Source organism: Gordonia aichiensis, assembly GCF_039946255.1.
Taxonomy (GTDB): domain Bacteria; phylum Actinomycetota; class Actinomycetes; order Mycobacteriales; family Mycobacteriaceae; genus Gordonia; species Gordonia aichiensis_A.
This window is the reverse complement of record NZ_JBCDWL010000001.1, coordinates 339,105-358,397: the sequence shown is the minus strand read 5'-3', so window position 1 is coordinate 358,397 and position 19,293 is coordinate 339,105. Positions and strand designations below refer to the sequence as shown.

19 protein-coding genes are annotated in these 19,293 nt (G+C 69.8%); 14 read left to right on the top strand and 5 right to left on the bottom strand.

The window, feature by feature from the left end:
* Positions 1-1,261 precede the first annotated feature (1,261 nt).
* Entirely contained in the window at positions 1,262-1,915 is a 654-nt protein-coding gene (locus tag AAFO60_RS01675) for a response regulator transcription factor (RefSeq protein ID WP_347954405.1), read from the bottom strand.
* Between the two features lie 117 nt (positions 1,916-2,032).
* Between AAFO60_RS01675 and AAFO60_RS01670 the strand changes: the two genes are divergently transcribed.
* Genes AAFO60_RS01670 through AAFO60_RS01660 form a run of 3 tightly spaced genes read left to right on the top strand, consistent with a single transcriptional unit; the run spans position 2,033 to position 4,720 of the window.
* A complete protein-coding gene (locus AAFO60_RS01670) occupies positions 2,033-3,013 on the top strand; it encodes an acyl-ACP desaturase (RefSeq protein ID WP_347954404.1) in 981 nt (326 codons plus the stop codon).
* 31 nt (positions 3,014-3,044) lie between these two features.
* Complete coding sequence (gene cobA / locus AAFO60_RS01665; protein ID WP_347954403.1) at positions 3,045-4,268, top strand: uroporphyrinogen-III C-methyltransferase; 1,224 nt, start codon at positions 3,045-3,047, stop codon at positions 4,266-4,268.
* Complete coding sequence (locus AAFO60_RS01660; protein WP_347954402.1) at positions 4,265-4,720, top strand: hypothetical protein; 456 nt, start codon at positions 4,265-4,267, stop codon at positions 4,718-4,720. The genes cobA and AAFO60_RS01660 overlap by 4 nt, the downstream gene beginning before the upstream one ends.
* 438 nt (positions 4,721-5,158) lie before the next feature.
* Here AAFO60_RS01660 and yaaA read toward each other — a convergent pair whose 3' ends face one another.
* Positions 5,159-5,899, bottom strand: a complete 741-nt coding sequence (gene yaaA / locus AAFO60_RS01655; RefSeq protein WP_347954401.1) for a peroxide stress protein YaaA — start codon at positions 5,897-5,899, stop codon at positions 5,159-5,161.
* A 76-nt stretch (positions 5,900-5,975) separates the two neighbouring features.
* On the opposite strand from yaaA, the gene AAFO60_RS01650 reads away from it, so the two are divergent.
* Complete coding sequence (locus tag AAFO60_RS01650; protein WP_347954649.1) at positions 5,976-7,706, top strand: proline--tRNA ligase; 1,731 nt, start codon at positions 5,976-5,978, stop codon at positions 7,704-7,706.
* Positions 7,707-7,786: 80 nt separating this feature from the next.
* Here the strand turns inward: AAFO60_RS01650 and AAFO60_RS01645 are convergent, their stop codons facing one another.
* Both AAFO60_RS01645 and AAFO60_RS01640 read right to left on the bottom strand, forming a co-directional pair.
* Positions 7,787-8,212: a ferritin-like domain-containing protein gene (locus AAFO60_RS01645; protein ID WP_347954400.1), complete on the bottom strand. Its 426-nt coding sequence runs from the start codon at positions 8,210-8,212 to the stop codon at positions 7,787-7,789.
* Positions 8,209-8,727 carry a hypothetical protein gene (locus tag AAFO60_RS01640; protein ID WP_347954399.1) on the bottom strand — a complete coding sequence of 173 codons (519 nt, stop codon included), beginning with the start codon at positions 8,725-8,727 and terminating at the stop codon, positions 8,209-8,211. Before AAFO60_RS01640 ends, AAFO60_RS01645 begins: the two co-directional genes overlap by 4 nt.
* A 131-nt stretch (positions 8,728-8,858) precedes the next feature.
* Between AAFO60_RS01640 and rimP the strand changes: the two genes are divergently transcribed.
* The 9 genes from rimP (at position 8,859) to AAFO60_RS01595 (ending at position 18,196) form a co-directional block, all read left to right on the top strand.
* Complete coding sequence (rimP, locus tag AAFO60_RS01635) at positions 8,859-9,410, top strand: ribosome maturation factor RimP (protein ID WP_347954398.1); 552 nt, start codon at positions 8,859-8,861, stop codon at positions 9,408-9,410.
* Between the two features lie 75 nt (positions 9,411-9,485).
* Positions 9,486-10,583 carry a transcription termination factor NusA gene (gene nusA / locus AAFO60_RS01630; RefSeq protein ID WP_347954397.1) on the top strand — a complete coding sequence of 366 codons (1,098 nt, stop codon included), beginning with the start codon at positions 9,486-9,488 and terminating at the stop codon, positions 10,581-10,583.
* A 3-nt stretch (positions 10,584-10,586) separates the two neighbouring features.
* On the top strand, positions 10,587-10,904 hold the full coding sequence (locus AAFO60_RS01625) for a YlxR family protein (protein ID WP_347954396.1): 318 nt from the start codon (positions 10,587-10,589) through the stop codon (positions 10,902-10,904).
* Between the two features lie 102 nt (positions 10,905-11,006).
* Positions 11,007-13,853 (top strand): translation initiation factor IF-2, encoded by a 2,847-nt coding sequence (gene infB / locus AAFO60_RS01620; RefSeq protein ID WP_347954395.1) that lies wholly within the window; start codon positions 11,007-11,009, stop codon positions 13,851-13,853.
* A 3-nt stretch (positions 13,854-13,856) separates the two neighbouring features.
* On the top strand, positions 13,857-14,315 hold the full coding sequence (gene rbfA, locus AAFO60_RS01615; RefSeq protein ID WP_347954394.1) for a 30S ribosome-binding factor RbfA: 459 nt from the start codon (positions 13,857-13,859) through the stop codon (positions 14,313-14,315).
* The gene (locus tag AAFO60_RS01610; RefSeq protein WP_347954393.1) at positions 14,312-15,274 is read left to right on the top strand and encodes a DHH family phosphoesterase; all 963 of its coding nucleotides are present in this window, start codon (positions 14,312-14,314) and stop codon (positions 15,272-15,274) included. The genes rbfA and AAFO60_RS01610 overlap by 4 nt, the downstream gene beginning before the upstream one ends.
* 14 nt (positions 15,275-15,288) lie before the next feature.
* Entirely contained in the window at positions 15,289-16,563 is a 1,275-nt protein-coding gene (locus AAFO60_RS01605; protein WP_347954392.1) for an MATE family efflux transporter, read from the top strand.
* A gap of 82 nt (positions 16,564-16,645) precedes the next feature.
* Entirely contained in the window at positions 16,646-17,563 is a 918-nt protein-coding gene (locus AAFO60_RS01600; RefSeq protein WP_347954391.1) for a hypothetical protein, read from the top strand.
* A 105-nt stretch (positions 17,564-17,668) separates the two neighbouring features.
* Positions 17,669-18,196 carry a hypothetical protein gene (locus tag AAFO60_RS01595; protein WP_347954390.1) on the top strand — a complete coding sequence of 176 codons (528 nt, stop codon included), beginning with the start codon at positions 17,669-17,671 and terminating at the stop codon, positions 18,194-18,196.
* A gap of 76 nt (positions 18,197-18,272) precedes the next feature.
* Here AAFO60_RS01595 and AAFO60_RS01590 read toward each other — a convergent pair whose 3' ends face one another.
* A complete protein-coding gene (locus AAFO60_RS01590) occupies positions 18,273-18,605 on the bottom strand; it encodes a GNAT family N-acetyltransferase (RefSeq protein ID WP_347954389.1) in 333 nt (110 codons plus the stop codon).
* 87 nt (positions 18,606-18,692) lie between these two features.
* Here AAFO60_RS01590 and AAFO60_RS01585 point away from each other — a divergent pair, with 87 nt between their 5' ends.
* A complete protein-coding gene (locus tag AAFO60_RS01585) occupies positions 18,693-19,292 on the top strand; it encodes a TetR/AcrR family transcriptional regulator (RefSeq protein WP_347954388.1) in 600 nt (199 codons plus the stop codon).
* Position 19,293: the final 1 nt, after the last annotated feature.

The window sequence follows — 19,293 nt, the reverse complement described above, 5'->3', positions numbered from 1 at the left end:
GGGCGGTGCCGTCAGAGTGGTCGAGTAGCGACCGAGCGCAGCGAGGCCGCGTATCGAGACCGTCATGGGGTGTGTCGGGTGTCTTGTTGCGCAGGCTGGGGTCGCGGTGCCGTCAGGGTGGTCGAGTAGCCACTGAGCGCAGCGAAGGGGCGTATCGAGGCCTCGTACGGTGTCTCGATGCGCTCCGTCGCTGCGCTCCTGCGCTTACTCGACAAGCCTGGGGCGAGGCCGCGTATCGAGACCGTCGTGCGGTGTCTCGATGCGCTTCGTCGCTGCGCTCCTGCGCTTACTCGACAAGCCTGGGGCGAGGCCGCGTATCGAGACCGTCGTGCGGTGTCTCGATGCGCTTCGTCGCTGCGCTCCTGCGCTTACTCGACAAGCCTGGGGCGAGGCGGTGTGTCGAGGCCGTCGTGCGGTGTCTCGATGCGCTTCGTCGCTGCGCTCCTGCGCTTGCTCGACAAGCCTGGGGCGAGGCGGTGTGTCGAGGCCGTCGTGCGGTGTCTCGATGCGCTTCGTCGCTTCGCTCCTGCGCTTGCTCGACAAGCCTGGGGCGAGGCGGTGTGTCGAGGCCGTCGTGCGGTGTCTCGATGCGCTTCGTCGCTTCGCTCCTGCGCTTGCTCGACAAGCCTGGGGCGAGGCGGTGTGTCGAGGCCGTCGTGCGGTGTCTCGATGCGCTTCGTCGCTTCGCTCCTGCGCTTGCTCGACAAGCCTGGGGCGAGGCGGTGTGTCGAGGCCGTCGTGCGGTGTCTCGATGCGCTCCGTGGCTTCGCTCCTGCGCTTGCTCGACAAGCCTGGGGCGAGGCGGTGTGTCGAGGCCGTCGTGCGGTGTCTCGATGCGCTTCGTCGCTTCGCTCCTGCGCTTGCTCGACAAGCCTGGGGCGAGGCGGTGTGTCGAGGCCGTCGTGCGGTGTCTCGATGCGCTCCGTGGCTTCGCTCCTGCGCTTACTCGACAAGCCTGCGGCGAGGCCGTGTTTCGAGACCGTCGTGCGGTGTCTCGATGCGCTCTGTCGCTTCGCTCCTGCGCTTACTCGACAAGCCTGGGGCGAGCGGCGTATCTGTGGTCGGTGCCAGGGTGGTCGAGTAGCCACTGAGCGCAGCGAAGCGGCGTATCGAGGCCCGGTGCGAGGCTGCGTATCGAGACCGTCGTGCCGTGTCTCGATACGTTCCGTCGCTTCGCTCCTGCGCTTACTCGACAAGCCTGGGGCGAGGGCGCGTATCGAGACCTGGTGCGAGACGGCGTGTCGAGCCTCGAACGCTTCGGTCAGTGGTCGCGGGAGCGCAGTTCGGTGGCGAGCACGGCGACCTGGGTGCGACGCTGCATGTCGAGCTTCGCCAGGATCCGCGAGACGTAGTTCTTGATCGTCTTCTCGGCCAGGAACATGCGATCGGCGATCTGGCGGTTGGTCATGCCCTGGCCGATGAGCGCGAACACCTCGCGTTCCTGCCCGGTGAGGCGGGCGAGGGGATCGGAGGGCTCGCCGTCGCGCAGTCGGGCCAGCAGCGCGGCGGTGCTGCGATCGTCGAGAAGGGAGCCGCCGGCACCCACCGTGCGCACCGCGGCGATCAGATTGTGGCCGAGGATCTGCTTGAGGACGAAGCCGGAGGCGCCGGCGAGGACGGCGGCCAGGAGGGCGTCGTCGTCGGCGTAGCTGGTGAGCATCAGGCAGTGCACGGACGGCTGTCGGGCCCGCACCGAGCGGCACAGCTCGACGCCGTTGCCGTCGGGCAGCCGCACGTCGAGGACGGCCACATCGGGGGAGGTGGCGCCGATGCCGACCTCGGCTTCGGCGACGGTGGCGGCCTCGCCGACCACTTCGAGATCGTCTGAGGTGCTCAACAGATCACGCAGGCCTCGGCGGACCAGTTCGTGATCGTCGACGAGGAAGACGCGGTACTTGCGGGGCGAGTCGGCCATGCCTGTAGACGCTACCGCGTAGGGCTCCTGCACCGGCACAGGCGGCGACCCGCGGCCCACCGATGAGGGGACCTTCGCCCCGTGAAAACGCTGGTCGCGACGACCATCGTTGGTGATATGACCAGTTTGATCGGTAAACCCATGAGCGGCAGCGACCTGCTGCGTGAACTCCTGCCCGTCTGCGAGACGGAAGTGGAACGTCACATGAAGATGACCCGCGACTGGAATCCGCACGACTACGTGCCGTGGGACGACGGCCGCAACTTCGCCGCGCTCGGCGGCATCGACTGGGACCCGGAGCAGTCGCAGCTGTCGGAGACGGCGAAGGCCGCGATGATCACGAACCTGCTGACCGAGGACAACCTGCCCTCCTATCACCGGGTGATCGCCGACAACTTCAGCCTCGACGACGCCTGGGGCTACTGGGTGGGCCGGTGGACGGCCGAGGAGATGCGCCACTCGATCGTCATGCGCGACTACCTCGTCGTCACCCGCGGCGTGGATCCGGTCGAGTTGGAGCAGACCCGGATGGCGCACATGATCGGCGGCTTCAACCCGCTGCCCGACGACGACGGGCAGCGCGACCACAGCTTCGACATGCTGTACGCCGTCGCGTACGTGTCCTTCCAGGAGCTCGCCACCCGGGTCAGCCACCGCAACACCGGCAAGGCGTGCGGCGACCCGATCGCCGATCGGATGCTCCAGCGGGTGGCCGCCGACGAGAACCTGCACATGATCTTCTACCGGAACGTCGTGGCGGGCGCCCTCGATCTGGTGCCCGACGAGGCGATGGCGGCCATCTACACGATCGTCGCGAACTTCCAGATGCCGGGCGCGACGATGCCGAACTTCCGGCGCAACGCCGTCCTGATCGCCAAGGGCGGCATCTACGACCTGCCGCAGCACCTGACCGATGTGGTGCTGCCGGTGCTGCGGAAGTGGCGGATCTTCGAGCGCGACGACTTCGGTCCGCTCGGACAGATGTACCGCGACAAGCTCGCCGAGTACCTGGCGGAGTTGGACGTGAAGGTCGCGCGGTTCGAGGCCTCCCGCGAGCGGGCGCTGGATCGGCAGCGGCGGGCAGGAGTGGCGAGCTGACCGCGGAGAGCGGCCGGTAGGCTGGTTGCTCATGCAAGCGCATTACCTGGCCGGACTGAACCTGCACGGCCGCAAGGTCGTCGTCGTGGGCGGCGGCAGCGTCGCTCAGCGGCGCCTCCCGAATCTGATCGCCGCCGGCGCCGACGTCCACGTGATCGCCGTCGATCCGACGCCCGCCGTCGAATCGGAGGTGGCCGTCACCGTGCACCGCCGCGCCTACGCCGACGGCGACCTCGACGGCGCCTGGTATGCGATGGCCTGCACCGACGATCCGACGGTCAACGCCGCGGTCGTCGCCGAAGCGGACCGTCGTCGGGTGTTCTGTGTCCGGGCCGACGACGCCAAGCAGGGATCGGCGGTCACGCCGGCGTCGGGCGTGCACCGCGACCTGCAGTTCGGTGTCCTCGCCGGCGGTGAGCACCGCCGCTCGGCCGCGGTCCGCGCGGCGATCAGCGAGGCGCTCGCCGACGGCACGTCGCTGCGCATCGACGACGAGCACCGCCACGAGCCGGGCGTGGCCCTGGTCGGCGGCGGTCCCGGCGACGCCGACCTCATCACCGTCCGCGGCCGCAAACTCCTCGCGGAGGCCGACGTCGTGGTCGCCGACCGGCTCGCGCCGATCGCACTGCTCGACGAGCTCGGCCCGCAGGTGGAGGTCATCGACGCAGCCAAGGTCCCCTACGGGCGGGCGATGCGGCAGGAGCAGATCAACGAGATCCTCGTCCACCGTGCCAAGGCGGGCAAGTTCGTCGTCCGGCTCAAGGGCGGCGACCCGTACGTCTACGGACGCGGCTTCGAGGAACTGCAGGCGTGCGTGGCCGCGGGCGTGCCGGTCACGGTGGTGCCCGGCATCAGCAGCCCGATCGCCGGTCCGGGCCTGGCGGGCATCCCGGTCACCCATCGGGGCGTGACGCACGAGGTCGTCATCGTCTCCGGGCACGTGGCGCCCGGCCACCCCGACTCGCTGACGGACTGGGCGGCGCTGGCTCGGCTGCGGGGGACCATCGTCTTGATGATGGCGGTCAAGCGGATCGACGAGTTCGCCGCCGCACTGCTCGACGGCGGTCGGGCCGCCGACACCCCCGTCGCATTCATCGAGAACGCCTCGCGCGCGGACCAGCGGCTCCTGCGCACCGACCTCGCACACGCGGCGCAGACCGCGATCGAGGAGAAGCTGATCGCTCCGGCCATCGCCGTGATCGGGCCGGTCGCGGGATTCACCGACGCCGACGACGCGCTGGGCTTCGGCCGATGACCGCACGGCTGGCGGCCGGCGTGTCCGGCGCACTGTTGACGGTCGCCGCCGTCGTCGCCTGGTGGGTGTCGCCGGCGATCACCGCGACCCTGGTGGGGGTGGCGGTCGTCGTCATGTCCGCCTGGCAGTTGTATCGGCGCCGGGCGGGCATCGAACCGCAGACCGCCGACGTGTGGAACACCTACGTCTGGCCGCTCACCTTCGGCGGGTTGGCCGTCGTCGCGCTCAACGGGTGGATCTATCGGATCTCCTCCGACGCGGGCGGGGAGTCGGGCCACATGCAGATGGTGGTCGGACTCGTCACCGGCGTGATCGGCATGGCGAGCGCCTACGGGTACGGCCGGCTGCGGGCACAGAAGGCGCAGCTCGGCGAGGTGGTCCAGGTCCGGATCGCCGACGACGCGCGCGAAGAGGTCGACCAGGAGCAGTGGTTCTTTCCACAGTCGAAGTAGATCGGGCGGGTGCGGGGGTCTCGATACGCCGCCTCGCTGCGCTCGGTGGCTACTCGACCAGCCTAGGAATCTCGCGTCTGGCGGGGCCTGGGAAGCTCGCATGTGGCCTGGCCTGGGAAGTTCGTGTGTGGCCGAGCCTAGGAATCTCGCGTCTGGCGGGGCCTGGGAAGCTCGCGTCTGGCGGGGCCTGGGAAGTTCGTGTGTGGCCTGGCCTGGGAAGTTCGTGTGTGGCCGAGCCTAGGAATCTCGCGTCTGGCGGGGCCTGGGAAGCTCGCGTCTGGCGGGGCCTGGGAAGTTCGTGTGTGGCCCGGCCTGAACTGAGCTCGTGTCTGGCCGGTTTGAGAACCTGCGACTCCACCCTCGGAACGCTGCATTCCAGGCTGGTCGAGTAGGCCGAGGCGCTAGCCGAGGACGTATCGAGACCCCGCGCGGGCCCGCCTACTCGGTGACGACGGTGATCTCGGTCGGCGAGGTGATCTCGACCCGCTGCCCCGCGTCCGACAGGACCGCAGCCAGCGCGTTCACGTCGCGGACCCGGCGGCGGGTGCGCACCAGCTCGCGCGCCATCAGACCCTTGTAATGCTTGTTGAAGTGGCTGACGACCTTCCGTGAGCCGTCCGGCGCCTCGGTGACGACCGTCGCCGTCACCGCACCGGCGACCGGACCCGTCTTCTGGTAGACGCCCGACCGCAGGTCGACGACGAAGTCGTCGAGTGCGTCGAGCGCGGGGGACAGGACCGGTCGCCACAGCGAGCCCAGCGTGCCGAAGCCGGGCAGCTTCGATCCGCCCGACAGCCGGTACGCGGGAATCCGATCCTCGGCGCCGAGCACCCCGAACAGAGCCGAGCCGATCATCAGCCGGTCGCCCGCCTTGGTCTTGGTGGCCCGCGTCATTCCCGGGTAGTCGAGCGCGTCGTACAGGACCCCGGTGTAGCGGGTGATGGCGGTGCGCGTCGGGGACTCCCACAGGTCGGCATTGCGTTCCACCTCGGCGACGGCCGACGCGCTCAGGCCCAGTGCGGCGCGGGAGGCGTCGAGGTCGGCGGCCAGTTCGACGATCGCGTCGGCGAGCTTGCGCCGCACCGGATTGAGTTCGGGCAGCACCAAGGCGTCCAGGTCCAGGGGTGCGGACTCGCCGCCGTCGGATTTGGTCTCGGAGGGAGGCAGGATCACACGCACGCGATCACCCTAACGAATCGCCCCGCGCTCGCCTCCGGGCGCGACCCCATTAAGCTGGTACATCGTGATCACACGGATGTCGAACCTGTTCCTGCGCACCCTCCGCGACGACCCCGCCGATGCCGAGGTGCCGAGTCATAAACTGCTGGTGCGTGCGGGCTACATCCGGCGTGCGGCACCCGGTGTCTACGAGTGGCTCCCGCTGGGCCTGAAGGTCTACCGGGCGATCGAGCGACTGGTCCGCGAGGAGATGGACGCGATGGGCGCGCAGGAGATCCTGCTGCCCGCGCTGCTGCCGCGCGAACCGTACGAGGCCACCGGCCGATGGACCGAATACGGCCCCACCCTGTTCCGGATGAAGGATCGCAAGGGCGCCGACATGATGCTCGGCCCCACCCACGAGGAGATCTTCACTCAGCTCGTCAAGGGCGAGTACTCCTCGTACAAGGACCTCCCGGTGACGCTGTACCAGATCCAGACCAAGTACCGCGACGAGGAGCGCCCGCGCGCCGGACTGCTGCGCGGACGCGAGTTCGTGATGAAGGACTCCTACTCCTTCGACCTCGACGACGACGGCCTCCAGGCCTCCTACGACGCGCACCGTGCCGCCTACCAGCGGATCTTCGACCGCCTCGGGGTCGAGTACGTCATCGTCGCCGCGACCGCGGGTGCGATGGGCGGCAGCCGCTCCGAAGAGTTCCTGGCCGTGTGCGAGGTCGGCGAGGACACCTTCGTCCGCAGTACCGAGTCCGGCTACGCGGCCAACGTCGAAGCCGTCGTCACCCCGGTGCCCGCCGACATCCCGCTCGACGGGCTGCCCGCCGCCGCGGTCCACGACACCGGTGACACCCCGACCATCGACACCCTCGTCGACTGGGCCAACACCGCGCTCGACGGCGAGTACACTGCTGCCGACACCCTCAAGAACGTGATGGTCAAGATCCGCAAGCCGGGTGGCGACTGGGAGATCACCGCGGTGGCCGTTCCGGGCGACCGCGAGGTCGACTTCAAGCGTCTGGAGGCCTCGGTCGAGCCGTCGGAGGTCGAACTGCTCGCCGACGCGGACTTCGAACGCAACCCCGGCCTGGTCAAGGGCTACATCGGTCCCAAGGGCGTGCAGGCCGCCGGCTTCACCTACCTCGTCGATCCGCGCGTGGTCAGCGGCACCGCGTGGATCACCGGTGCCGACGAATCGGGCAAGCACTACGTCGACCTGGTCTGCGGACGCGACTTCACCCCCGACGGCGTCATCGAGGCCGCCGAAGTCCGGGCCGGTGATCCCTCACCGGACCATGCGGGCGTGCTGGAGGCCGCCAAGGGCATCGAGATCGGCCACATCTTCCAGCTGGGACGCAAGTACACCGACGCCTTCGGCTTCGACGTCCTCGGCGAGAACGGCAAGCCGGTCCGACCGACCATGGGTTCCTACGGTCTCGGCGTCTCGCGGATGGTCGCGGTGCTGGCCGAGCAGATGCACGACGACAAGGGACTGCGCTGGCCGCGCGAGGTGGCGCCCTTCAACGTCCACCTGGTCATCGCCAACAAGGACGAGGCGGCCGTCGCCGGCGCGCACCAGCTCGCCGCCGACCTGGACGCGGCCGGTCTGTCGGTCCTGTTCGACGACCGCAAGGCCTCGCCCGGCGTCAAGTTCAAGGACGCCGAACTGCTGGGCATGCCGGTCGTCGTGGTCGTGGGCCGCGGCTGGGCCGACGGCACCATCGAGATCCGGGACCGTTTCACCGGTGAGACCGCGCAAGCCCCGATCGACGGGGCGATCGACGCCGTCATCGCCGCCGCCCGCGCCTGACCGCCCGCGCCTGAACAGCTGCGCCCGGCCGTCACCGCCGTGTTCCCCGATCACCGAACGGGGAGCACGGCGGTGCGCCGCTACTGGCCGGGAAAGGCGACGGTCCGCGGGGAGAGGCCGGCCACGCCGCGCCACGCGGCGGCACGCAGGGCGCAGTCGGTGAGGCCTTCGACCGCGAGCCTGCGCACCTCGGGCCGCTCGGCCTGTTCGAGCAGTGCCCGGTACGCCTTCGCGCAGTCGTCCTCGGCGGCCAACGCGGCCTTGGCAGCGGTCTGCTGATCGCTGACCTCGACCGGCAGCAGGTAGCCGGGAGCGGGCGTGCGCTCCGATTCTCCGGCGGCCAGCAGGACGCCGTTGAGCTGATCGCGCCGCACGCGGTGCGCGGCGATGTCCTCGGCGACCGTCGAGCGGACCGCGCCGGTGGTGAAGGCGGTGATCACCCCGTAGGTGAACACCGCCGTGTTCTCGGCGTCGACGGCGGCGTTGAGAGCGGTGACATGGGTCATGCGAGTTGCACTTTCGCGAGCGTCTGGCACGAGGCGCTGATCGAGCCGAGCAGCCCCGCCGGATAGCCGGCCAGATTCTGGCAGGAGGTCGCGGCCTGCTTCCCGGCCTGTTCGAGCGACGCACGCAACGCCTCGACGGAGGCGGTCGGCGTCGTCTGCGACGACTCGATCTCGCCGGCGATCGACGAGTGAAGGCGGTTGATCTCCTCGCGCAGGGCCTGCAGGTGCGCGCCCCGCTGATCGGCGACCGTGCGCAGCGCCTCGGCGTACTCGGTGGTCCGCGGTGCGAGCTGGGCCGCGAACTGCTGCTGCCGGTAGGCCGACTGGGCGTGCGGCAGCAGTGCGCGGGCGTCGATCTCGGCCTGCGTGGGTCCGGTGGCGCAGCCGGTCAGCGACCACGCTGCGACGGCCGCCGTCCCGACGGCCGCACCGCGAAGCACGGTTCGCCGCGAGAGTGCGGCGGGCCGCGTCGTCGTCGGCGGGGGAGTCTGGTGGGGATCGGGCGCTCGAGTCACGATCGTCGATTCTGCCAGCCGCGGTATTCGACTACACTCGAAGCCCGGTCCGGCGCCCGCCGTCAGCCGACTCGGGGGCCGCGGAGTCGGCGCCGGAGCATCAACACACATCGGTATGGAGGATCGCGGACATGGCGGGCGAAGCCCTGGTCGGAGCAATCGAAGCGCTGGTGGCACCCGCGCTCGCGCAACTCGGGTTCGACCTCGAGGAGGTCGCGGTCCTGACCCCGCCGGGACGACGGGAGATCCGGATCGTCGTCGACCGCGACGGCGGCGCCGATCTCGACGCACTGGCCGAGGTGAGCCGCGCGCTCGAGTCGACGCTCGACGATTCCGATGCGCTGGGGACCGCACCGTATGATCTGGAGGTGACGACCCCCGGCATCGGTCGTCCGCTGACCTCGCCGCGGCATTGGCTGCGCAACCGCGGGCGCGCGGTCACCGTCGAGTACTCGGCCGACGGATCCGACCGGAAGCTGGCGGCTCGCATCGGCGACAGCGACGCCGACGGCGTCACCCTGGTCACCGCAGACAAGGGCCGACTCGGGACCGTCCAGGTGCCGTACGCCGCGATCGCTCGGGCGGTCGTCGACGTCGACTTCACCCGCCCGAGCGAGGCGGTCCTGCGCGCCTGCGGTCTCGACGACGCCGAGATCGTCCGACGGCGCACCCCGGCGTCCTGACCGCCCGCCGCCCGTCCCACCTGCACCCGTACCCTCCCGACAACTCAATCAGACAAGCGAATAGGAGTCGCCACCATGCACATCGACATCAGCGCGCTGAGACTGCTCGAAGCCGACAAGGGCGTGCCCGCCGAGACGATCCTCGCGGCGATCGAGACCGCTCTGCTCACCGCGTACCGGCACACCGACGGGGCCTCGCCGAACGCCCGCATCGACGTCGACCGCAAGTCCGGGCAGGTGCGCGTGATGGCGCAGGAACTCGACGAGAACCGTGATGTGGTCCACGAGTGGGACGACACCCCGGAGGGCTTCGGCCGGATCGCGGCGACCACCGCGCGCCAGGTGATCCTGCAGCGCCTGCGGGACGCGGAGAACGAGAAGAACTACGGCGAGCTCGTCGCCCACGAGGGGGAGGTGGTCGGCGGCGTCGTGCAGGCCGACGCCCGCGCCAACGCCCGCGGCATGGTGATCGTGCAGATCGGCAGCGACTCGAACGCCACCGAGGGCGTCATCCCGTCGGCCGAGCAGGTGCCGGGCGAGCGTTACAAGCACGGCGACCGCATCAAGTGCTACGTGGTCGGCGTCGCTCGCGGTGCCCGCGGGCCGCAGATCACCCTCTCGCGCACCCACCCGAACCTGGTGCGCAAGCTGTTCGCCCTCGAGGTGCCGGAGATCGCCGACGGCTCCGTGGAGATCGTCGCGGTGGCCCGCGAGGCAGGCCACCGGTCGAAGATCGCCGTCCACACCGGCGTCGCCGGCCTGAACGCGAAGGGCGCCTGCATCGGCCCGATGGGTCAGCGCGTCCGCAACGTGATGAGCGAGCTGTCCGGCGAGAAGATCGACATCATCGACTACGCCGCCGACCCGGCCGCTTTCGTCGGCAATGCGCTCTCGCCCGCCAAGGTGGTCTCGGTGACGGTGGTCGACCAGGAGACGAAGGCCGCGCGCGTCATCGTGCCCGACTACCAGCTGTCGCTGGCGATCGGCAAGGAGGGGCAGAACGCCCGACTGGCGGCACGGCTGACCGGGTGGCGCATCGACATCCGGTCCGACTCCGGCGACGGCGGTCCCCGCGAAGCCGGTGCGGCCGAGCACGAGGGCGAGCGCGGCGGCGACAGTGGCGGGGACGACACCGGTGGTGTCACCGAGACCTCCGCGGATACGCTAAACTGACCTGTGGCCCTTCGAAAGTCGACATCCCCGACGCGTACCTGCATCGGTTGTCGTCGCCGCGATCAAGCTTCTTCGCTGATCAGGTTGGTTGCCGTGTGCGGCACAGACAATGCGGCGCACGTGACTGTCGACCGACGGGGGAGACTGCCGGGACGCGGCGCCTGGCTTCATCGCGACCAGACCTGTCTGGAGAACGCGGTGCGGCGCAAGGCGTTCGGAACGGCACTACGGGATCGCGGCGTCGTCGTGAGACCGGACGATCTCGCCGATCAACTCGGCGCGGTCACGAATGAGGACTCCGCAGGGAGTCAGGACAGGTAGCAGATGACATGAGCACACCGTGAAGTCTCCACGATGAGCACGTTTACTGAATAAACCGAGGTCGACGCGGGCAGCCCGCTCGACCTCCAAGTGAGGAGAGCAGTGGCAGGCAAAGCCCGCGTTCACGAATTGGCCAAGGAATTGGGCGTCGCCAGCAAGGTAGTGCTGGAGCGGCTCAAGGAGCAGGGCGAGTTCGTCAAGTCCGCATCGTCGACGGTCGAAGCCCCTGTGGCACGTCGACTGCGCGAATCTTTCACGTCCGGAGGCGCATCCGCCCCGGCGAAGCCGGCGGCCAAGCCGTCCGGCGCAAAGCCCGGTCCCAAGCCGGGCCCCAAGCCCGCACCCGCGAAGGCGGCTCCGGTCGCCGAGTCGGCACCGGCGGCTCCCGCCAAGTCTGCGGGCAGCGGTCCCAAGCCCGGCCCGAAGCCGGCGCCCAAGGCGCCCGCACCGGCACCCGCACCCGCCCCGGCGGCGAAGCCCGCCGCCCCCGCGGCGGCTGCAGATCAGGGATCGCCCGCTCAGAGCTCGGCTGCTCAGCCCTCGGCTGCGCCCAAGCCTGCGACCCCGGGCCCCCGTCCGGGACCGCGCCCCGGCCCGCGCGCTCCGCGCGTCGGCAACAACCCGTATTCGTCGGCTCCCACGCCGGCCCCTCGTCCGATGGGCCCGCGTCCGGGTGCGGCGGGTCCGCGTCCGGGCGGTCGTCCCGGTCAGGGCGGTCCGCGCCCCGGCGGCCAGGGCGGACCTCGTCCCGGCGCGCAGGGTGCACGTCCCGGCGCCGGCGGGCCTCGTCCCGGCGGTTCGGGCGGTCCCCGTCCCAACCCCGGCAACATGCCGCCTCGCCCGAGCCCGGGCGCGATGCCGCAGCGTGCGGCACGCCCCGATGCGCGTCCGGGTGGTCGCGGCGGGCCCGGCGGTCGTACCGGTGGTCCCGGCGGCGGCTTCCGTAACGGCGGTGGCGGCGGCGGCGCAGCACCCGCGGGCGGCGGCTTCCGCGGTCGTCCCGGTGGCGGCGGCGGTCGTGGTCGCGGCGGCACGGCGGGCGCCTTCGGTCGTCCCGGCGGCGCTCCGCGTCGTGGTCGCAAGTCGAAGCGGCAGAAGCGTCAAGAGTATGACTCGATGCGCGCACCAGAGGTCGGCGGCGTCCGGTTGCCGCACGGCAACGGCGAGGTCATCCGCCTCGCCCGCGGCGCCTCGCTGTCGGACTTCGCCGACAAGATCAACGCCAACCCGGCTTCGCTGGTCCAGGCGCTGTTCAACCTCGGCGAGATGGTCACGGCGACCGAGTCGGTCAACGACGAGACGCTGGAGCTGCTCGGCGGCGAGATGAACTACGTCGTCCAGGTCGTCAGCCCGGAGGACGAGGACCGTGAGCTCCTCGCGAACTTCGATCTCACCTTCGGCGAGGACGAGGGCGGCGAAGAGGATCTCGCCCAGCGTCCGCCGGTGGTCACCGTCATGGGTCACGTCGACCACGGCAAGACCCGCCTGCTCGACACGATCCGCAAGGAGAACGTGGGCGGCGGCGAGGCCGGCGGCATCACGCAGCACATCGGCGCGTACCAGGTCAACACGCACCTGAACGACGAAGACCGGCTGATCACGTTCATCGACACCCCGGGTCACGAGGCGTTCACCGCCATGCGTGCCCGCGGTGCGAAGTCGACGGACATCGCGATCCTCGTGGTCGCCGCCGACGACGGCGTCATGCCGCAGACGGTGGAGGCGCTGAACCACGCTCAGGCGGCCGACGTGCCGATCGTCGTGGCGGTCAACAAGATCGACAAGGAAGGCGCCGATCCGACCAAGATCCGCGGCCAGCTGACCGAGTACGGTCTGGTGCCCGAGGAGTACGGCGGCGACACCATGTTCGTCGACATCTCGGCGAAGCAGGGCACCAACATCGATGCGCTGCTCGAGGCCGTGCTGCTCACCGCGGACGCATCGCTCGACCTGCGCGCCAACCCCGACATGGACGCACAGGGTGTGGCCATCGAAGCTCACCTGGACCGCGGTCGCGGCCCGGTGGCGACGGTGCTCATCCAGCGCGGCACCCTGCGGGTCGGCGACTCGATCGTCGCGGGCGACGCCTACGGGCGTGTCCGGCGCATGGTCGACGAGCACGGCGACGACGTCGAAGAGGCGTACCCGTCGCGTCCGGTCGAGGTCATCGGCTTCACGTCGGTGCCGGGAGCGGGCGACACGCTGCTCGTCGTCGAGGAGGACCGCATTGCGCGGCAGATCGCGGACCGTCGCAATGCGCGCAAGCGCAATGCGCTGGCCGCACGCAGCCGCAAGCGGATCAGCCTCGAGGACCTGGACAAGGCGCTCAAGGAGACCAGCCAGCTGAACCTGATCCTGAAGGGCGACAACTCGGGCACCGTCGAGGCGCTCGAAGAGGCGCTGCTTCAGATCGAGATCGACGACGAGGTCTCGCTGCGCGTCATCGACCGCGGTGTCGGTGGCATCACCGAGACCAACGTCAACCTGGCAGCCGCGTCGGATGCGATCATCATCGGCTTCAACGTCCGCGCGGAGGGCAAGGCCACCGAGCTCGCCAACCGCGAGGGCGTCGAGATCCGCTACTACTCGATCATCTACAAGGCGATCGAGGAGATCGAGGCAGCGCTCAAGGGCATGCTCAAGCCGATCTACGAGGAGTCCGAGCTCGGTCGTGCCGAGATCCGTGCGATCTTCAAGTCGTCCAAGGTCGGCAACATCGCAGGCTGCCTGGTCCAGTCGGGCATCATGCGTCGCAACGCCAAGGCTCGTCTGCTGCGTGACAACGCGGTCGTCGCCGACAACCTCACGATCAGTTCGCTGAAGCGGGAGAAGGACGACGCGACCGAGGTCCGCGAAGGCTACGAGTGCGGTCTCACGCTGACCTACAGCGACATCAAGGTCGGCGATGTGATCGAGGCGTTCGAGATGGTCGAGAAGGCGCGGGACTAGGCCATGGCAGATCCCGCACGGGCCGCCCGGCTCGCGAAACGGATCACCACCATCGTCGCCTCGGCGATCGGTGGGGAGATCAAGGATCCGCGGCTGGCCCACGTCACGATCACGGATTGCCGGGTGACCGGCGATCTGCACGACGCGACCGTGTTCTACACCGTGATGGGCGATTCGGTGGACTCCGAACCCGATGTGGCGGAAGCGGCGGCCGGTCTGGCCGCCGCGACCGGCGCGCTCCGATCGATGGTCGGCGCGGGGACGGGCGTCCGGTTCACCCCGACGCTCCGGTTCGAACTCGACACCGTGCCCGACGCGACTCGGGCGATGGACGAGCTGCTGGCTCGGGCTCGCGCCCAGGACGAGTCGGTCGCTCGGGCGGCACGCGATGCGAAGCCCGCGGGCGACGACGATCCGTACCGCCGCAACGACGTCGACGAAGCAGAGGACACCCGCGGGTGAACCTCGCCTCGAGCGAATCGGTGGCCGCGGCCCTGCGCGCCGCCGACTCGGTCGCGATCATCAGCCACATGCGGCCCGACGCCGACACCATCGGCAGCGCGTTGGGGCTGGGACTGGCGCTCGTGGAGCTGGGCAAACGCGTGCACTGCGCGTTCTCCGGCCCCGAGCCGCTGCCCGGCCCCCTGCGGGGGCTGCCCGGGGTGGAGCTGATGGTCGGTGCCGACGAGCTGCCGGTCGCCGACGTCACCGTCTCGGTGGACGCGGCGACCGTTGGTCGGCTGGGGGACCTCGAAGAGTTCTTCCGCGCCGGCGCGGTCACCGTGTGCATCGATCACCACATCTCCAACGCCGGGTTCGCCGACCTGGATCTGATCGACCCGGCGGCCGACTGCACGGCGTCGATCGTGTTGGAGGTGACCGATGCGCTGGGCGTCGCCTTGAACGCCGACATCGCGACCTGCCTGTACGCGGGGCTGGTGACCGACACGGGCTCCTTCAAGTGGGCTCGCCCGGCGTCGTTCGGCATCGCCGCCAGGCTGCTCGAGGCCGGCGTCGACGGTCGGCGCTGGAGTCGACTGCTTCTCGACTCCCACCCGTACTCGTGGCTGCAGATGGTCTCGGCCGTGCTCGCCGACTCGGTCCTGGACACCGAAGCGCTCGGCGGGCGCGGACTCGTTTACGGGATCGTCACCCACGAGCAGATGTCCGGCATGAACTGGGACGAGTCCGAGAGCGTGATCGACATCGTGCGCACCGCGCGCGAAGCCGAGCTGGCGGCGGTCTTCAAGGAGGTCGGCCCGGGCTCGTGGACGGTGTCGTTGCGCAGTAAGACCGACGTCGACGTGGTCCCGATCGCGCGTGCGCTCGGCGGCGGCGGACACGTCCGCGCGGCGGGCTACAGCGATGCGGGCGAAGCGGACGAGGTCGTCGGTCGGCTGCTCGCGGCTCTGCCGGACTGAGGTCGAGCACAGCAGTGTTTAAGCTGGCGGGTTCGGCGCTCGTCGTACTGGTGGCGCCGCCCTTGTATCTGATGCTCGACCTCGCGGTGGTCGGGCGGCTGGGGCCCACCGAACTCGCCGCTCTCACCGTCGCGACCCTGGTGCTGGCGGTGGTGAGCACGCAGCTGACCTTCCTCTCGTACGGCACGACCGCCCGGTCGGCGCGCGCCTTCGGCGCCGGAGACCGTCCCCGCGCGGTCGCCGAGGGAGTGCAGGCGTCGTGGATCGCGTTGGGGGTGGGGGCAGTGATCGTCGCCGCCGTCTTCGGCGCCGCGCCGTGGATCACCGGCGCCCTGGTTCCCGATGCGCAGGTCGCCGCAGACGCCGCCGGATGGTTGCGGATCGCGGTGTTCGGCGTGCCCGCCATCCTGCTGTCGATGGCGGGCAACGGATGGCTGCGCGGCGTTCAGGACACCCGTCGGCCGGTGTACTTCGTGATCGCGGGCCTGGTGCCGGCCGCGCTGCTGTGCGTGGGTCTCGTACACGGGGTCGGCGGCCTGCCGCGGCTGGGACTGCACGGCAGCGCGTGGGCCAATCTCGCCGGCCAGAGCCTGACCGGAGGATTGTTCGCCGCTCGGCTGGTCCGCGAGAACCGGGGCCGCCTCGGACCTGACTGGCCGGTGATCCGCGCCCAACTGACGATGGCGCGCGATCTGGTGTTGCGCAGCCTGTCGTTCCAGGTGTGCTTCGTGTCGGCCGCGGCCGTCGCCGCCCGGTTCGGCGTCGCGCAGGTGGCAGCGCACCAGGTGGTCCTGCAGTTGTGGGAGTTCACCTCGTTGCTGCTGGACTCCCTGGCGATCGCTGCCCAGCAACTGGTCGGTGCGGCGCTGGGCGCCCGGGCCTTCGGCCTCGCCAAGGACGCCGCCAGACGTGCGACCGTCGTGTCGCTGGCGGTGGCGGTGCTGCTGGCGGCGGTGCTCGCCGTCGGCGTCGGCGTGATCCCGCGCATCTTCACCGACGATCCGACGATCCTCGAGGCGATGCGTACGCCGTGGTGGTTCTTCGTCGCCATGCTCCCCATCGCGGGGGTCGTCTTCGCGCTCGACGGCGTGCTGCTCGGCAGCGGCGACGCCGCCTTCCTGCGCACCGCGACGCTGGCCGGCGCACTGGGGGCGTTCCTGCCGCTGATCTGGTTGTCCTGGGCGTTCGACTGGGGTCTGGCCGGCATCTGGACCGGACTCCTGGCGTTCATGTGCGCCCGGCTGGGCGCGGTCGTGTGGCGTGTCCGCAGCGGGGCGTGGGTGAGGTAGCCGGTCGGACGACGCAGTCTCGATTCGGCCGTCGTTCGGCGTGTCGGGGAACCGGACCGCCGCGGTGTGCGTCCCAACGGGCATGGGGAAAGCGCGTGCGGGGGATGCGACGGAAGCTGACTGCCGGGCCGCGGTCGCGGCTCATCTGGCCGATCACGACGGCGTCATCACGAGTGCGGAGGCGCTGCGACTGGGGCTGAGTCGACGGCAGATCAAGGGCAGGCTAGATCGGGGCGACTGGGCGTCGATCGTGACGGGTGTTCATCGGTCGGCTGCCCATCCGCTGACCGAGTCGGTGCTCGTTCGCGCGGCGGTCGCGGCTCATCGCGGTGTCGCTGACCGAACGACCGCGGCGTGGTGGCACGGACTGCTCGACGACCTCCCGTTTCCGATGACGATCAGCGCGCTCGACCGCACTCGTCCGGACCGATGGCCGTTGGGGCCGGTCGATCTGATCCGACGTCGCCACCTGCCCGACGACGTGACGCAGGTGCGGGGCCTGCCGATCACGCGGTTGCCGGCGACGGCCCTGTTCACGTCGATCACCGTCGACCACGGAAGCCGCTTCCTGGACCGAGTGCTGCAGACCGGCGCGGTGACGGTCGACGAACTGGCTGCTGTCGTCGAACGCAACAGCGGCTGCAAGGGCATGGGCGCCGCACGCCGGCTGCTGGCCGTCGCCTCCGACGACTCGGAGTCGGAGGCGGAGCGGATCTTCGCGCGGCTGTTGCGGGAGGCGGGCATCACCGGCTGGGTTCAGCAGTACCGGTTCGGTCCGTGGCGCCTGGACTTCGCGTGGCCGGAACGCGAGTTCGCCGTCGAGATCGACGGTTGGGCGTTTCATCATCAGCATGATCGCTTCCGGTCGGACCGAGCCAAGCTCAACGCGCTCGATGACGCGCTCTGGCGCAAGAAGGTCTGCACCTGGCACGAGATCACCGACGAGGCGGCGACCTGCATCGCCGAGGTGCTCGGCGTGCTCAACGCCGCCCCTCAGTAACCGCCCGATTCCGTGACACCCGGTACCCCGGAGGTATCGGATGCCACGAGATCGCGGGCCAGTTGTCAATCAGCGGCGAGCGCCGACTGGTGATGGAGCATCGGCATGGCTGGGTGCGGAGCCGATGAGACCGATTCGATCAAGGCCGAACCGGCGGTGGCGTCTGCGACCGCTCCCACCGGGGCGGCTGTAGGTGATCAGCCGATTCAGAAGAAGGTTGGCGAGCGGGCCGGGTTGGGGTGCTCGCGGAGAGGGGCCGACGAACCGTGTTCGGTCAACTTCACTGTGACTGGATTGGAGTTGATCAACTGTGCCCGCAATAGTGACCTCAAGGCGAACCAGAAGGTGGTACGGATCTCCATTGATGCGGATGTGCGTGCGCCCCTTCCGGGCACGAGTCACCCTGGATTGTTCTTGATCAGCGACAACTGGCGAAGCAAGACTGCCGACGGGTACGTCAGCAAGGTGAAACCTGTTTGGTGCGGTGAAGACGTCGAGCATGGCCCGCTCAACGATGTTCTGCAGGTTGGCGACACGGGACGCGGTAGCGACAACTTCGCGGTTCCTCAAGACGCGACCGTTCTCATTCTTCGCGATTCGGGGTTCGCGGGTTGGGAATGGATGTTGCCGTAGCAGGGACGACCCGCCCGATTCCGTGACACCCGGTACCCGGGCGGTACCGGATGTCACGGGATCGCGGGCCGGTCGGTCAGTCCGCGGCGAGGGCCGACTGATACTGCGGGAACCGCTCCAGGAACGTCTGGACATAGGTGCAGACCGGGACGATCTTGGTTCCCTCGGCCATCAGTTCATCGAGAACCGAGGAGACCAGCAGTCGGGCGAAACCGGCCCGCCCGTACTTCTCGGTGACGACGGTGTGCAGCAGAACCAGGGTCCCGTCGGCGCGGCGCTCGTAGCCCTCGACACCGACGAGCTCGTCGCCGGACCAGAGCTCGTAGCGATCCCGATCGGGGAAGTGGCGCAGCTTCGGCGTCGGTGAGAGGGCGACCGTCGGCGGCGGAACAGGCACTGGCGTGGTCATGCCTTCGAACCTACTACCGCGCAGGGGCTTCGGCTCGTTCGTCGAGGAGCGTTGCCGATCCGATCGACCGGGACTAGGGTTATGAACATGTTCAGTGAACAGGTTCAATCGGGTCGGACCGAGCAACGCGAGCGGACCCGCGAGCGAGTCATCGCGTCTGCGCAGCGGCTCTTCCGCGCCGACGGCTTCCGTGCGACCACGGTGCGGGCGATCGCCGCCGACGCGGACGTCAGCGTGGGCACGGTCATGGGAGTGGGAGACAAGGAGGCGCTGCTGCTCGCCTGCTTCGACCGGTGGATCGGCGACATCCAGCGAGGCTCGGGTGCCGGCGAGGCGCTCGTGACCGAGTCGGCGGCACAGCGGATCCAGGGGTTGGTGGCGCCGTTCCTCCACCTGTTCGAGAGCGACCTCGGGCTCGCCCGCGAGTACGGTGCGGTGCTCGCCCGGGGAAGCCATGAGACGGAGGTCTTCGCCGGACTGGCGATCGTGCTGACCGACTCGTTCGAGACCGTGTTCCGTGACGCCGGCCTGGCCGGACGATCGTCGGCGGCGGCCCGAACCACCTATCTGTCGTACCTCGGGCTGCTGCTCGCGAGCGCCGCGACGGGTGCGGACATGAGCGTCGTCAGCACGCAACTGGGAGAAGTGGCCGAGGTCCTGCTCGGCGACTCGAGAAGGGAGTCCTGAC

Excerpts from the sequence above, each read along its gene's own strand:
- AAFO60_RS01675 (WP_347954405.1), bottom strand. The coding sequence starts at position 1,915 with ATGGCCGACTCGCCCCGCAAGTACCGCGTCTTCCTCGTCGACGATCAC.
- AAFO60_RS01670 (WP_347954404.1), top strand. The coding sequence starts at position 2,033 with ATGACCAGTTTGATCGGTAAACCCATGAGCGGCAGCGACCTGCTGCGT.
- cobA (WP_347954403.1), top strand. The coding sequence starts at position 3,045 with ATGCAAGCGCATTACCTGGCCGGACTGAACCTGCACGGCCGCAAGGTC.
- AAFO60_RS01660 (WP_347954402.1), top strand. The coding sequence starts at position 4,265 with ATGACCGCACGGCTGGCGGCCGGCGTGTCCGGCGCACTGTTGACGGTC.
- AAFO60_RS01650 (WP_347954649.1), top strand. The coding sequence starts at position 5,976 with ATGTCGAACCTGTTCCTGCGCACCCTCCGCGACGACCCCGCCGATGCC.
- AAFO60_RS01645 (WP_347954400.1), bottom strand. The coding sequence starts at position 8,212 with ATGACCCATGTCACCGCTCTCAACGCCGCCGTCGACGCCGAGAACACG.
- rimP (WP_347954398.1), top strand. The coding sequence starts at position 8,859 with ATGGCGGGCGAAGCCCTGGTCGGAGCAATCGAAGCGCTGGTGGCACCC.
- nusA (WP_347954397.1), top strand. The coding sequence starts at position 9,486 with ATGCACATCGACATCAGCGCGCTGAGACTGCTCGAAGCCGACAAGGGC.
- rbfA (WP_347954394.1), top strand. The coding sequence starts at position 13,857 with ATGGCAGATCCCGCACGGGCCGCCCGGCTCGCGAAACGGATCACCACC.
- AAFO60_RS01600 (WP_347954391.1), top strand. The coding sequence starts at position 16,646 with ATGGGGAAAGCGCGTGCGGGGGATGCGACGGAAGCTGACTGCCGGGCC.
- AAFO60_RS01595 (WP_347954390.1), top strand. The coding sequence starts at position 17,669 with ATGGCTGGGTGCGGAGCCGATGAGACCGATTCGATCAAGGCCGAACCG.
- AAFO60_RS01590 (WP_347954389.1), bottom strand. The coding sequence starts at position 18,605 with ATGACCACGCCAGTGCCTGTTCCGCCGCCGACGGTCGCCCTCTCACCG.
- AAFO60_RS01585 (WP_347954388.1), top strand. The coding sequence starts at position 18,693 with ATGTTCAGTGAACAGGTTCAATCGGGTCGGACCGAGCAACGCGAGCGG.